Source organism: Alterinioella sp. (assembly GCF_058343375.1).
The window spans coordinates 1-12,775 of the sequence record NZ_JBTUJH010000034.1; the positions used below are offsets into that span (position 1 = coordinate 1).

At 60.6% G+C, this 12,775-nt stretch carries 12 protein-coding genes and 1 pseudogene; 10 read left to right on the top strand and 3 right to left on the bottom strand.

Going from position 1 to position 12,775, the window contains the following annotated elements; all coding sequences use genetic code 11:
* The 7 genes and pseudogenes from paaZ to ACW8PS_RS05835 all read left to right on the top strand — a co-directional run.
* Window positions 1-1,283 (top strand): phenylacetic acid degradation bifunctional protein PaaZ (gene paaZ, locus ACW8PS_RS05805; protein ID WP_491526366.1); only part of this gene is annotated, 1,283 nt, incomplete at its 5' end.
* Window positions 1,284-1,313: 30 nt separating this feature from the next.
* Complete coding sequence (locus tag ACW8PS_RS05810; protein WP_491526367.1) at window positions 1,314-2,162, top strand: PaaX family transcriptional regulator C-terminal domain-containing protein; 849 nt, start codon at window positions 1,314-1,316, stop codon at window positions 2,160-2,162.
* A gap of 367 nt (window positions 2,163-2,529) precedes the next feature.
* On the top strand, window positions 2,530-3,630 hold the full coding sequence (locus ACW8PS_RS05815; protein ID WP_491526368.1) for an ABC transporter ATP-binding protein: 1,101 nt from the start codon (window positions 2,530-2,532) through the stop codon (window positions 3,628-3,630).
* A gap of 78 nt (window positions 3,631-3,708) precedes the next feature.
* On the top strand, window positions 3,709-4,824 hold the full coding sequence (locus ACW8PS_RS05820; protein ID WP_491526369.1) for an extracellular solute-binding protein: 1,116 nt from the start codon (window positions 3,709-3,711) through the stop codon (window positions 4,822-4,824).
* Window positions 4,825-4,900: 76 nt separating this feature from the next.
* The gene (locus ACW8PS_RS05825; protein ID WP_491526370.1) at window positions 4,901-5,188 is read left to right on the top strand and encodes a DUF1330 domain-containing protein; all 288 of its coding nucleotides are present in this window, start codon (window positions 4,901-4,903) and stop codon (window positions 5,186-5,188) included.
* Window positions 5,189-5,191: 3 nt separating this feature from the next.
* Complete coding sequence (locus ACW8PS_RS05830) at window positions 5,192-6,757, top strand: ABC transporter permease (protein WP_491526371.1); 1,566 nt, start codon at window positions 5,192-5,194, stop codon at window positions 6,755-6,757.
* Window positions 6,758-6,777: 20 nt separating this feature from the next.
* Window positions 6,778-7,614: pseudogene (locus ACW8PS_RS05835) on the top strand (ABC transporter permease); the annotation flags it as partial.
* 212 nt (window positions 7,615-7,826) lie between these two features.
* On the opposite strand, the gene ACW8PS_RS05840 reads toward ACW8PS_RS05835, so the two are convergent.
* Window positions 7,827-8,594, bottom strand: coding sequence for an SDR family oxidoreductase (locus ACW8PS_RS05840; RefSeq protein ID WP_491526372.1), 768 nt, complete (start codon window positions 8,592-8,594; stop codon window positions 7,827-7,829).
* Between the two features lie 133 nt (window positions 8,595-8,727).
* Between ACW8PS_RS05840 and ACW8PS_RS05845 the strand changes: the two genes are divergently transcribed.
* Window positions 8,728-9,933 carry an acyl-CoA dehydrogenase family protein gene (locus ACW8PS_RS05845; RefSeq protein WP_491526373.1) on the top strand — a complete coding sequence of 402 codons (1,206 nt, stop codon included), beginning with the start codon at window positions 8,728-8,730 and terminating at the stop codon, window positions 9,931-9,933.
* Window positions 9,933-10,952 (top strand): phosphotransferase family protein, encoded by a 1,020-nt coding sequence (locus ACW8PS_RS05850; RefSeq protein ID WP_491526374.1) that lies wholly within the window; start codon window positions 9,933-9,935, stop codon window positions 10,950-10,952. The genes ACW8PS_RS05845 and ACW8PS_RS05850 overlap by 1 nt, the downstream gene beginning before the upstream one ends.
* A gap of 260 nt (window positions 10,953-11,212) precedes the next feature.
* Here the strand turns inward: ACW8PS_RS05850 and ACW8PS_RS05855 are convergent, their stop codons facing one another.
* Together ACW8PS_RS05855 and ACW8PS_RS05860 are read right to left on the bottom strand one after the other, a co-directional pair.
* On the bottom strand, window positions 11,213-11,446 hold the full coding sequence (locus ACW8PS_RS05855) for a hypothetical protein (RefSeq protein ID WP_491526375.1): 234 nt from the start codon (window positions 11,444-11,446) through the stop codon (window positions 11,213-11,215).
* Window positions 11,447-11,834: 388 nt separating this feature from the next.
* Window positions 11,835-12,227: a hypothetical protein gene (locus ACW8PS_RS05860; protein WP_491526376.1), complete on the bottom strand. Its 393-nt coding sequence runs from the start codon at window positions 12,225-12,227 to the stop codon at window positions 11,835-11,837.
* 55 nt (window positions 12,228-12,282) lie between these two features.
* Here ACW8PS_RS05860 and ACW8PS_RS05865 point away from each other — a divergent pair, with 55 nt between their 5' ends.
* On the top strand, window positions 12,283-12,516 hold the full coding sequence (locus ACW8PS_RS05865) for a hypothetical protein (RefSeq protein WP_491526377.1): 234 nt from the start codon (window positions 12,283-12,285) through the stop codon (window positions 12,514-12,516).
* Window positions 12,517-12,775 lie beyond the last annotated feature (259 nt).

A 12,775-nucleotide genomic window follows, 5' to 3' on the forward strand; every position in this document is an offset into this window, starting at 1 on the left:
TGGAAAATTCGGTGCGGTTCGTGGCCGAACAGGACAGTCTCAATGCCTCTCTGCTTGGGCCTGATGCGGTGATCGGCACGCCGGAATTTGACCTGTTCGTCAAGGAGGTGGTGCGCGAGATGACCGCCAAGGCAGGGCAGAAATGCACCGCCATCCGCCGCATCATCGCGCCTGAGGCGCAGGTGCCGGCGCTGATCGAGGCACTCTCGGCCCGGCTGGCCGGAACGGTGATCGGCGATCCGCGGGCCGAGGGCGTGGGCATGGGGGCGCTGGTCTCGAACGCGCAAAAGGTCGATGTGCTTGAAAAGGCCGCCATTATCGGCGCGGAGGCCGAGCGGGTTTTCGGTGACCCGGAGGCGTTTGATCTGCTCGGTGCCGGCCATGAAGGCGCGTTCCTGCCGCCAATGCTGTTTCACTGCGCCGATCCCGACGCCGCGCAACGGGTCCATGACACCGAGGCGTTCGGCCCGGTCAGCACCATCATGGGCTACCGCGATCTCGATCATGGCATCGCGCTGGCCAATCGCGGGCAGGGGTCGCTGGTGGCCTCGATCATCACGCATGATACGGGTGTTGCGCGGCGGGTGGTGATGGGCGCGGGCGCATTCCACGGGCGGCTCTATTTCAACAACCGCGACAGCATGGGTGAGGCCACCGGCCATGGATCGCCCTTGCCGCATATGGTGCATGGCGGCCCGGGGCGTGCCGGCGGTGGCGAGGAACTGGGCGGTATTCGCGGCGTGATGCATTACATGCAGCGCATAGCAGTGCAGGGCAGCCCCGATATCTTGAGCGCCATCGGCGATGTCTGGGTGCCGGGGGCGGCTGAGATCGCGGGCCCGGCGCATCCCTTTACCCGGCGCTTTGACGCGCTGGCCATCGGTGAAACCCTCACCACCGCGCCGAGGGTGGTCACGCTGGAAGATATCGAACATTTCGCGGCGTTCACCGGCGATACTTTCTACGCCCATATGGATGACGCGGCGGCGAAGCGGAACCCGTTCTTTCCCGGTCGGGTGGCGCATGGCTATCTGCTGCTCAGCTTTGCGGCGGGGCTGTTTGTGGACCCAGATGAAGGCCCGGTTCTGGCCAATACCGGGTTGGACAATCTGCGCTTCCTGAAGCCGGTGGAGCCGGGCAGCGCCATCAAGGCCCGCCTCAGCGTGCGCAAGAAGACCCGCCGCAATGCCGACTATGGCGAGGTGCGCTGGCATGTCACGCTGACCGATCAGGAGGGCGACAAGGTGGCCGAATACGAGCTGTTGACGATGAACGCCACTTGAGGGCGCGGACAGGCTGCCTATAGTTCGCCCATGACGCCTGATGCCAGCCCCACATTCCGCGCCGCCGCCGCCGCCCTGACAACGGGCGAAGGGCATCGGGTATGGTCATTGATCGTGACGATCTTTGGCGATCTGGCGCAGAAACAGGGCGATACGATCAGCGGCCCGGTCTTGTCACGCCTGACCGGGTTGATGGGGGTCAAGCCGCAGGCCATGCGCGTGGCGCTGCACCGTTTGCGCAAGGATGGCTGGATCGAAAGCGCGCGCGAGGGCCGCGCCAGCACGCATTTTCTGACGGGCTATGGCCGGGCCCAATCGGCCGCCGCGACGCCGCGCATATATGGTGCGGGCGCGTCTGACCCCGGGCGGTGGCATGTGTTGATTTCAGGTGGTGGCGAAACCCGCGGCGCGGCGCAGCTTGAGGCGTTCTTGCAAAGCGGCGATTACCTGGCCATCGGCACTCAGGCGATTTTGGCACCGGGCCCGTTGCCCGCCGATCATCAGGGGCTGGTCGGCGTGGAAAGCTGTGAAGTGGCGCTGCCCGAATGGCTGCGCGCGCAGATCTGTCCGCAGGATGTGCTTGTGGCCTGCGAACGGCTGCATGCCGCGTTCGAAGCTGTGGCGCAGATATTGCAGACCGGCGGGGCGTTGCCCGCCGATGAACGCGCCGCATTGCGTGCGCTGGTGGTGCATAGTTGGCGACGGGTCATTCTGCGCCATCCTGATTTGCCGCAACGATTTTTTCCGCAAGGCTGGCTGGGGGCCGAGTGCCGGGTGCAGTTCGCCTCCCTGATGGCGGCGCTGCCGACGCCGGGGCTTGGCACCCTGGAAATGGCGCTGGCGGGCGATGATTCGACGCGGAGCGCTGCCACGAGATGAAATCAGAGCGCCTGACGGCGCGCCGGGGGGCGAATTTTGTGCCACCGCAATGGTGCGATTCGTGACGTTGGGTAAGGCTGTGAAATTATAATTACCCTTGAAAACCAATGCTTAACGTGATGTTTCGGATTGTCAGGGAGGCCCTGAATGCGCCATCGCTGCAATGAGAGAACAGCCAGAGTTCACGCAAACAAAGAGAAATTCGCTGGACGCGTTACTGAAACCGCTTACAGTGAAAAGCCAAGGCGGATGTCGTTTATTGGCTATATCATGTCGCACGTGCGGCAAGCCCGGCGGCAATGCGCCGCAATGATGCCGACAATAAACCGCAAGCGAGCGTGAAAGCGCCGGATGACAGGGAAGATACATGAACGAAAGTTCTGGTGCAGACCACTTTGTGGTCTTTGACCGTGTGCAGAAAAGCTATGATGGTGAAATTCTGGTCGTGAAGGACCTCAATCTTGCCATCGGCAAAGGCGAATTTCTGACGATGCTGGGCCCCTCGGGGTCAGGCAAAACCACTTGCCTGATGATGCTGGCCGGATTTGAGACGGCAACGCATGGCGATATATTGCTGGATGGGAAACCGATCAACAACATCCCGCCGCATAAGCGCGGCATCGGGATGGTGTTTCAGAACTATGCCCTGTTTCCGCATATGACGATTGCCGAAAACCTGAGCTTTCCGCTGGAAGTGCGCAAGATCGGCAAATCGGACCGCGAGGCCAAGGTGAAACGCGCGTTGGATATGGTCGAGATGGGCGATTTTGGCGGTCGCCGTCCGGCGCAATTATCTGGTGGTCAGCAACAGCGGATCGCCCTGGCGCGGGCGCTGGTGTTTGAACCCGAACTGGTGCTGATGGATGAACCGCTGGGTGCGCTGGATAAACAGTTGCGCGAAAAAATGCAGTTCGAGATTACCAATCTGGCGCATAATCTGGGCATCACCACGGTCTATGTGACCCATGACCAGACCGAGGCGCTGACCATGTCGGACCGGGTTGCCGTGTTTGACGATGGCCGTATCCAGCAACTGGCCCCGCCCGATGAGCTGTATGAACAGCCCGAAAACAGCTTCGTTGCGCAATTCATCGGTGAGAACAACACGCTGATGGGCAATGTCGAAAGCATCAGTGATGGCATTGCCGTTGTCAGGCTGGATGATGGCAGCTTGGTCGACACGGTGCCGGTCAATGTCGAAAATGTTGGCGACCGCACGCTGGTCTCGATCCGGCCCGAACGGGTCGAGTTTGACCCGAACCGGCTGTTGCCCGGCACCCATACCGTCAAGGCCGAGGTGCTGGAGTTCATCTATATGGGCGATATCTATCGCACCCGGCTGCGCGTGGCCGGCAATGATGATTTCATAATCAAGACCCGTAACGCCCCCGATCAGCGCCGCCTGAAACCCGGCGAGGTGATCGAGATCGGATGGCGGCCACAAGATTGCCGGGCTCTGGACGCCTGAGCAGCATGAGCACCCCGACGGGTTATCCGAGCGGGGGCCAACCCACAAAGATAAAGACGACCAACAGAGGAGAGAAAAATGAAACTCAAATCAGCAATACTGCTGACGGTGGGGTCGGTTCTTGCCGCACCCATGGCATATGCCGACGGCCATATGGCCGATTCGATGACCATGGTCAGCTGGGGCGGTGCCTATCAGCTGAGCCAGATTCGCGCCTATGTCGAGCCCTATCAGGCAATGAATGAAGGCTTCGAGGTTCTGACCGACGAAAGCTCGGGCGAGGCCGTGGCCCGCCTGCGTGCGATGAACGAAGCCGGCAACATCACCTGGGATATCGTTGACGTTGTGGCCGCAGACGCCATGCGCCTGTGCGACGAAGGTCTGGCGATGGAGATCGACCATGACGCAGTGCTGGCACCTGCGCCTGATGGCACACCGGCCTCCGAGGATTTCGGTGATCTGATCGTATCGGATTGCTTCATCCCGCAGATCGTTTATTCCACCACCTTCGGATACCGCACCGATGTCGAGGCCTGGGGCGGTCGCGAGCCGGATGATATCTGTGATGTTTTCGACCTGGTGAACTTCCCCGGCCAGCGTTCGCTGGAACGCCGCCCGATCGGCAACCTCGAATGGGCGCTGCTCTGCTCGGGCGTGGCCAAGGATGACATCTATGACGTGCTGGAAACCGAGGAAGGCGTCGCACAGGCCTTTGCCATGCTCGACACCATCGCCGACGACACCGTCTGGTGGACTTCCGGAGCCGACACGCCGCAATTGCTGGCCGATGGCGAAGTTGTCTTCGGTTCGACCTATAACGGTCGTCTGTTCTCTCTGATCGAAGAGCAGAATCAGCCGGTGGCGATGATGTGGGACGCGCAGGTCTTTGACCTTGACGGCTGGATCATTCCTGTCGGCCTGCCCGAGGATCGTCTGGCCCGCGTGCTCGACTTCGTTCGCTTTGCCACCGATACGCAGCGCTTGGCCGATCAGGCGCTCTATATCTCCTACGGTCCGGCGCGGGCGTCTTCTGCGCCGCTGGTGGGTCTGCACGCAGATCTGGGAATCGAGATGGCACCGCATATGCCGACCGATCCGGCCAATGCGCAGAACACCTTCCTGTTCAACTATGTCTGGTGGGCCGATTACCGCGATGACATGGATGCCCGTTTCCAGGCATGGCTGTCGCAGTAACCTGCTGATCTGAAACCTTTCGGGCGGGCCGATTGTGGTCCGCCCGTCCCCCAGGAAGCCAAAGAAGGCGCGCCAAATGCCCAAAGGCTATATCATCGGCCATATTACCGTGACCAACCCTGAAACCTATCCGGAATATATCCGCCGCGACACGCCCATTCTGGAGCGGTTGGGTGCCAGGTTCATCGTCCGGGGCGGGCAATCGCAGGTGATGGAAGGGCAGGCCAATGACCGCCATGTCGTGATCGAGTTTCCAAGTTACGAGGCGGCGCTGACCGCCTATCATGACCCCGAATATCAAGACGTTGCAGCGATCCGCAGGGCAAGTGCCGACAGCGTGATCCTCGTCGTGGAAGGCACCTGAGACATGACCGACGCAACCGCACAAACCGCAGACGTCGCAACAGGCCCCGTTCTGGCCGCCGATGGGCGCCCGCTGAAGGTGAGCCTGAACCGCGCCCTGCGCGCCCAGAAGATCCGGGCGCTTATGCTGATTTCGCCGCTTTTGCTGTTCATTCTGATCACGTTCATTTTTCCGATCGGGGACATGTTGTTCCGCTCGGTCGAAAACCAGATCGTGAGCGACACGCTGCCACGCACGGTGGTGGCGCTGCGCGATTGGGAAGATACCGATGAACCGCCATCCGAAGATGTATATGCAGCGCTTTATGTGGATATTCTGGTTGCGGCCGAATTTCGTGTTAGCTCACGGGTCGGCAGCCGCCTGAACTATGAAATGACCGGAATGTCGTCGCTGTTCCGCCGCTCGGGCAGGGGCGTTGGCCGGTTTGAAACGAATATCTACACCGATCAGTTCGTGGCGTTGGATGCGGCCTGGGAAAACCCGGTGACATTTTCCACGCTGCTGGAGGATGCCGATATTCGGGCCAGCCTGCCTGAAACCGCGTCCGCATATGACAGTTGGGTCCGGATAATTGTCGAGGTCGAGGAAGAAGATCCCACCGTCGTGCAGCCCTGGGATTTTGTCTATACCTCGCTCTATCGGGATCTGGCAGCCGGAGCCGATGTGGGTGATAACGACCTGCTTGGTGCCGCCGCTGCCGCCGTGGCCGGGTTTGAGACCGTATCCATCCGCGATCAGTTTGCGGAAATAAGTGATAACTGGCTGAACCCTGAAGTGTTTCAAACCATTCAGCTTTATTCCGGAAACTACACGCCCGGCTATTTCCTGACCGCGGTAGATCTGCAACTGACCCCTGACGGTATCCAGGTGCAGGATGAAGATTTCCGCATCTATATCACGCTGTTCAAGCGCACCATCATCATGTCACTGATCATCATGGGCAGTTGCGTGCTGCTTGGCTATCCGGTGGCGTTCCTGCTGGCCAACCTGCCGATGCGGACCTCGAACATGCTGATGATCCTGGTGCTGCTGCCATTCTGGACATCGCTTCTGGTGCGCACCTCGGCCTGGAAGGTGCTGCTGCAGCAGCAGGGTGTGATCAACGACCTGTTGGTCTGGGCCGGAATTGTTGCCGATGACAGCCGCCTGGCCTTGATCAACAACCAGACCGGCACGATCATTGCGATGACGCATATCCTGCTGCCATTCATGATCTTGCCGCTTTATTCGGTGATGCAGACCATCCCGCAGACATATGTGCGCGCGGCCAAATCGCTTGGTGCTACCGACTGGACCGCCTTCTGGCGGGTGTATTTCCCGCAAAGTGTGCCGGGGATCGGAGCCGGATGTATCCTCGTCTTCATCCTGTCGATCGGCTATTACATCACGCCCGAACTGGTCGGCGGACGCTCCGGTACATTCATCTCCAACCGGATCGCCTATAATATCTCCAGTTCGTTGAATTGGGGTCTGGCGGCTGCACTTGGAACCATCCTGCTGGTTCTCGTCCTGGCCCTGTACTGGGCCTATGACCGGATCGTCGGCATCGACAACGTGAAACTGGGGTAAAGACAATGAGCCTTCCTATCTATGCCTCACCCGGACAGCGCATCTGGTATTACAGTTTCCGCGTCATCTGCGGCCTGGTGTTCTTCTTTCTGATCGCGCCCATCATCATCATCATTCCGCTCAGCTTCAACGCCCAGGATTTCTTTACCTATACGCCCGAGATGCTGCGGTTGGACCCGGCGGGTTTTTCGCTGCAGCACTACCGCGATTTCTTTACCAACCCGGATTGGCAGCAACCATTGTGGAATTCGATCCGAATTGCGCCGGTGGCGACATTGTTGTCGCTCTCGCTTGGAACCTTGGCCGCTATCGGGCTGAGCCAGAGCCATGTGCCCTTCAAGGGCGTGATCATGGCCATCCTGATTTCACCGATGATCGTGCCGTTGATCATCTCGGCGGCCGGCATGTATTTCTTCTATAGCCGGATCGGGTTGCAGGGCACCTATCTGGGTGTCGTGCTGGCGCATGCAGCACTTGGTATTCCGTTTGTCATCATCACCGTGACCGCGACGCTGGTGGGGTTCGACAAATCGCTGACGCGGGCCTCGGCCTCGCTTGGCGGGAACTCGGTGACGACGTTCTTTCGCATTCAGATGCCGCTGATCCTGCCCGGCGTAATCTCGGGCGCGCTGTTTGCCTTCATCACGTCGTTCGATGAGGTGGTGGTGGTGCTGTTCGTCGGCTCGGCCGGGCAGAAAACCCTGCCCTGGCAGATGTTCATCGGCCTGCGCGAACAGATCAGCCCAACCATTTTGGCGGTGGCGACGATCCTGGTGGCTGTTTCGATCGTGTTGCTGACAACCGTGGAACTGCTCAGGCGTCGATCTGAACGGCTGCGGGGGATGAGCCCGGGGTAAGAACGGGGTGAGAACGGGATGAGCCCGGGGTGAGATCTTTGGCGGCGGTTCCATGACGGAGCCGCCGTTTTTCATTGGAACACGCTATTTCGCCGCGCGTGCCGCGCGCCGATCTGCGCCCGCTGATGCGGGCGCAGAGCCTCCGGCGGGGATATTTGATGCGCAAAGAAGTTGATGTTGCGTGCAGGGCGCATGTGAGGGCTATTGTGCGATCAGATGGTCAACCCACCATCAACAACCAGAAGCGCGCCTGTGGTGTAGCTGGCGGCGTCCGAGACGAGGTAGAGCACGGCCCCTGCCATTTCCTCAGGCTCGGCCGGGCGCTTCATCGGCAGGCGGGCCATGATCGCGTCGTGATGCGGTTTGCTGTCCAGAAGCGCGCCGGCGAATTTTGTGCGCGTCCAACCCGGTGCGATGGCGTTGACGCGGATGCCGAGCGGCGCGCATTCCTTGGCGAAGGCCTGGGTCATGTTCACCACCGCCGCCTTGGTGATGGAATAGGTGCCCTGGCCGTCGCCAGGCTCCAGCGCGTTGACTGAGGCGATATTGACGATCGCCCCCTTGCCCTGCGCTCGCATCAGGCGGCCTGCGGCCACCGACAGGAAGAAATAGCCACGGATGTTGACGTCCAGCGTTTTCTGAAAACTGCCGGGATCAGTGTCGAGGATATGCCCGAAATAGGGGTTGGTGGCGGCGTTGTTGACCAGAATATCGAGCCGGCCATGCGTCGCCTCGATATGGGCCATGATTGCGTCGATCGCATCCATGTCGCCGATATGGCAGGCAAGGCTTTCCGCGCTGAGGCCCTTGGCGCGGATGTCCCTGGCCACGGCCTCGCAGCCTTCCAATCTGCGGCTGCTGACCACGATATGGGCCCCGTGTTCGGCCAGCAAATGGGCGATGGCCGCGCCGATGCCGCGGCTGGCTCCGGTGATCAGCGCGACGCGGCCTGAGAGGTCGAAAAGCGGGTGATGGGTCATGATGCGGGCTCCGATGCGGTTCGGTCAAGGCTAGGAGGGCAGGCGCGGTTGAGCAAGGGCAGTTGACAGCCGGGGGCTTGCGGCGGACTCTCTGCCGCGCGGCAATCAGGGAGCGGTGACGATGGATTTGAATATGAGCGCGAAGACCGTTGAGATGCAGGTGCGGATGAGCGCCTTCATGGCGGCGCATATCACACCGGCCGAGGCGCGTTTCCGGGCCCATTTCGAGACCACGGAAACCCCGTTCCGGACACCGGATTTCTTCGAGGATCTGAAGGCCAAAGCGCGCGCTGAGGGGTTGTGGAACCTGTTCCTGCCGCGCGCCCATGGCGGCAGGCTCAGCAATCTTGAATACGCCCCCCTGGCCGAGATCATGGGGCGGGTCTGGTGGGCCCCGGAGATCTTCAATTGCAACGCGCCCGATACGGGCAATATGGAGACGCTGCTGCTCTATGGCTCTGACGCGCAAAAGGCGCGCTGGCTGGAGCCATTGATGGCGGGGGATATCCGGTCGGGCTTTGCGATGACCGAACCCGATGTGGCGTCGTCTGACGCCACCAATATCGAATGCGAAATTCGCCGTGACGGCGGTGATTACGTGGTGAACGGGCGCAAATGGTTTACCACCGGCGGCATGCGCGAGAGCTGCGCGGTGTTCATCGTGATGGGCAAATCGGACCCCGATAACCCGGACCGCCACAAGCAGCAGAGCATGATTCTGGTGCCGCGCGATGCGCCCGGGGTGAACATCGTGCGCCATGTCACGACCTTCGGCTACAGTGACGCGCCCTTTGGCGAGGCCGAGATCGTGTTCGATAATGTCCGGGTGCCGGCGGAAAATCTGCTTTTGGGCGAAGGGCGCGGCTTCGAGATTGCGCAGGGGCGGCTTGGGCCGGGGCGGATACATCATTGCATGCGGCTGGTGGGGGCGGCGCAGCGGGCGCTGGAGCTGGTTCTGGACCGGGTGGAAACGCGGGCGACCTTTGGCAGGAAGCTGAGCCAGCATCAATCGGTGCGCGAGGATATCGCGCTGAGCTGGTGCGAGATCGAGCAGGCGCGGCTGCTGACGCTGAAGGCGGCTGCAAAGATCGACAGGGACGGGGCCAAGGCGGCGCGCGACCTGATTGCGGCGATCAAGATCGTGGCCCCAAGGATGGCGCAAACGGTGATCGACAGGGCCATTCAGATCCATGGAGGTGCCGGGCTGACGCAGGATCTGCCGCTGGCGGAGCTGTTCAATTACGCCCGCCAGATCCGGTTGGCGGATGGCCCCGATCAGGTGCATATGATGGCCCTGGGGCGGCAATTGGTGCGGGCCCATCACGCTGCGAAAGCGTGATGGACGGGCTGCCGATCGGATCTTTGGGGCGCTATCTGGAGGGGCAGATTGCCGGGTTTCGCGGCCTTCGCAGCGCACAGAAATTCAGCGATGGGCAGTCCAACCCCACCTATCATTTGCAGGCCGATAGCGGCGATTACGTGTTGCGACGCAAACCGGGCGGCGTTCTGCTGAAATCGGCCCATGCGGTGGATCGGGAATTTCGGGTGCTGCGGGCCTTGGAGCAAACCGATGTTCCGGTGGCCCGCGCCTTGCATTTCTGTGCCGATGAAAACGTTATCGGGGCGATGTTCTATGTGATGGATTTCGTCAGGGGCCGGGTCTTTTGGGACCCCGCCTTGCCCGGGTTGGAGCCGACCGAACGGGCCGCGATCTATGATGCGATGAATGCGACCCTGGCGGCGATCCATTCGGTTGATCTGGCCGCTGTGGGGCTGGTGGATTTTGGCCGGCCGGGCGGGTATTTTGCCCGCCAGTTTGCCACCTGGAGCCGCCAGTATCGGGCGACCCAGACGCAAACACTGCCTGAAATGGAGCGCATCATGGCCTGGCTGGAGGCCAATATGGTGGCCGATGACGGGCGCGTTGCGCTGGTCCATGGCGATTATCGGCTGGACAATGTGATGTTCGAGACCGCCGCGCCACGGGTGGCGGCCGTGATGGATTGGGAGCTTTCGACGCTTGGCCATCCGCTGGCTGATCTGGCCTATCAATGCATGTTGTGGCGGATGCCGCCGGGGCCGGTTCTGAGCGGGCTGGAGGGCGTGACACGGGCAGCAAATGGCCTGCCGGAAGAGGCGGACTACGTGGCGCGTTACTGTGATCGGATGGGAATCTCGGGCATCCGTGACTGGCATTTCTATCTGGTTTTCGGCCTGTTCCGTCTGGCCGCGATCGTGCAGGGGGTAAAATTCCGTGCGCTCGCGGGCAATGCCTCGTCTGACCATGCGATGCAGGTGGGCGCGCTGGCGGAACCGCTGGCGCGCAAGGCCTGCGATATTCTGGACGTTGAAAGCTGAGATCAGACGCGATTTTGGCGGCCGTGAGGGCGAATTTTTGTGCGCCGCGGCGCGTGGAATTCATGAAATTCGGCCACAGCGCCTGATCACCCGTCAAGAATGATCCCTAATGAATTAATTTATAACGGTTAAACGAGTTTACTGATCGATAGCTGAATCGCATTCGAGCTGACGAGGCTTGAGGGCAGGGTTTAGCCGAAATATTGGCTGAAAAAATTTGATCAAATTTTTTTCTCTCCTAGTAGCGCCACATAACACATTCATTTCTTTGGATAAGACGGAAAGCTCGTTCGCTCGGCGGCGACGGTCCAATCCAGGTGATTGCGCAGATATTTCTGGCTCGCGTCGCGGGGCGGTTGATAGTCCCAACTGACCGGATTTCCGACCTCCATCGCCGGATAAACCGGCCGGCGCTGGTTTTGCGACGCGATACCGCGGACGCGGAGGGCTTTTTCATCCCATTGCAGCGAAATTTCGGATTGAAATTCTGCCATTCTTGTCCCCTGCACAGGCTCATTGACCAAACTTGTCCGCTCCATCGGATCATCGGAAAGACGATAGAATTGAAGTGGATCAACTTTGCAATGGATGTGATTTCATGCCCCCCTGCGGATCATGACTATCGGATGGCTTGCAGATTCGGCACAATATTCCCCAGGCATCTCACCACCACCTGGGTTATCCACAGCCCCCTCAGCAAGGGCCAGAGCGACCGGCCATCCAGCGGCATGGGTGCCTGGGGTGTTTTCGCCCCTTCAAGGGCCGCGATATCGCGGCATGTGGGCAGCATATCAGCCAAGCTGATGGGTTCTCCGACGGTTCGGTTTTCGACATCTGGCCCCGAAATTATCATAGGAATTCCAGCGCGGTGTTCAAAGAAGTTCATCTTATGCCACAGCCCGCGCTCACCACCTCACCCAGTTTGCTGTCGAAATAGGAGATGTTTGCGGAATAGCCGCGGCGCGCGTTGCGGATTTCATCCTGAGATACCGGCCGGATATCGGCGGCGATGCCGTGATGCAGGCGCTGCGTATGCGGATCATCCACCCGGCCGGTCTGCGGCATGTCGATATCGGCCTCATCATGGAGATCCCGGAACTCGGGCCGGGGCATATATGGATCATGCGGGTGGATCAGGCTGACGGCCATCGCGAAGGGCGCGGTGTCTGCCATGGTGTATTCAAGGACCCGACGCCGCGCCGCGAAACCGGTTTTCTCATCATATTCGATCCGGAACGAAGTGGCAGCGGGCCCGGCTTCAACCACCGGGCCCATGGTGTGATACCATTTGTCGATGCGCGTATCGGGGGGGGCAATCGGGTGTCCAGGCGTGATCGGACGGGTCGAGATCGGTGGTCAGCCGGTCCTCGAACCCGTGCAGCTGATCAGGGCCGACAAAATGCATCTTGCCCGACAGGCAGGTGCGGTAGCCGATGATGCGCAGGGAATGCGCGAAGGTCGGGATCGAGGCACCAAGCTTGCACCATTGTCATGGGTGGCGATCCCGGACACCGGCTGCCCGGTCATGAAAGACGCGCGCGACGGCGCACAGGACGGCGCATAGAGCGGTGAATTGCAACAGGCGCGTCCAGCCGGGTGCCGGTCGCGGCCAGTGCATCCATATCCGGGGTCTTGGCCCGCGGGTGACCTTAGGCACCGGTAAAATGCGGCGCAAGCTGATCGGCCATGATCAGAACGATATTGGGCGGGTTGGGCATGCGGGCGACTTGCTTGATCGGTTGGGATCTGGCCGGAATCTGGCCGGAATCTGACAGATTTCATCATAGGGCACGGCCTTGAATCCGGCTAATATCTGTCGATTT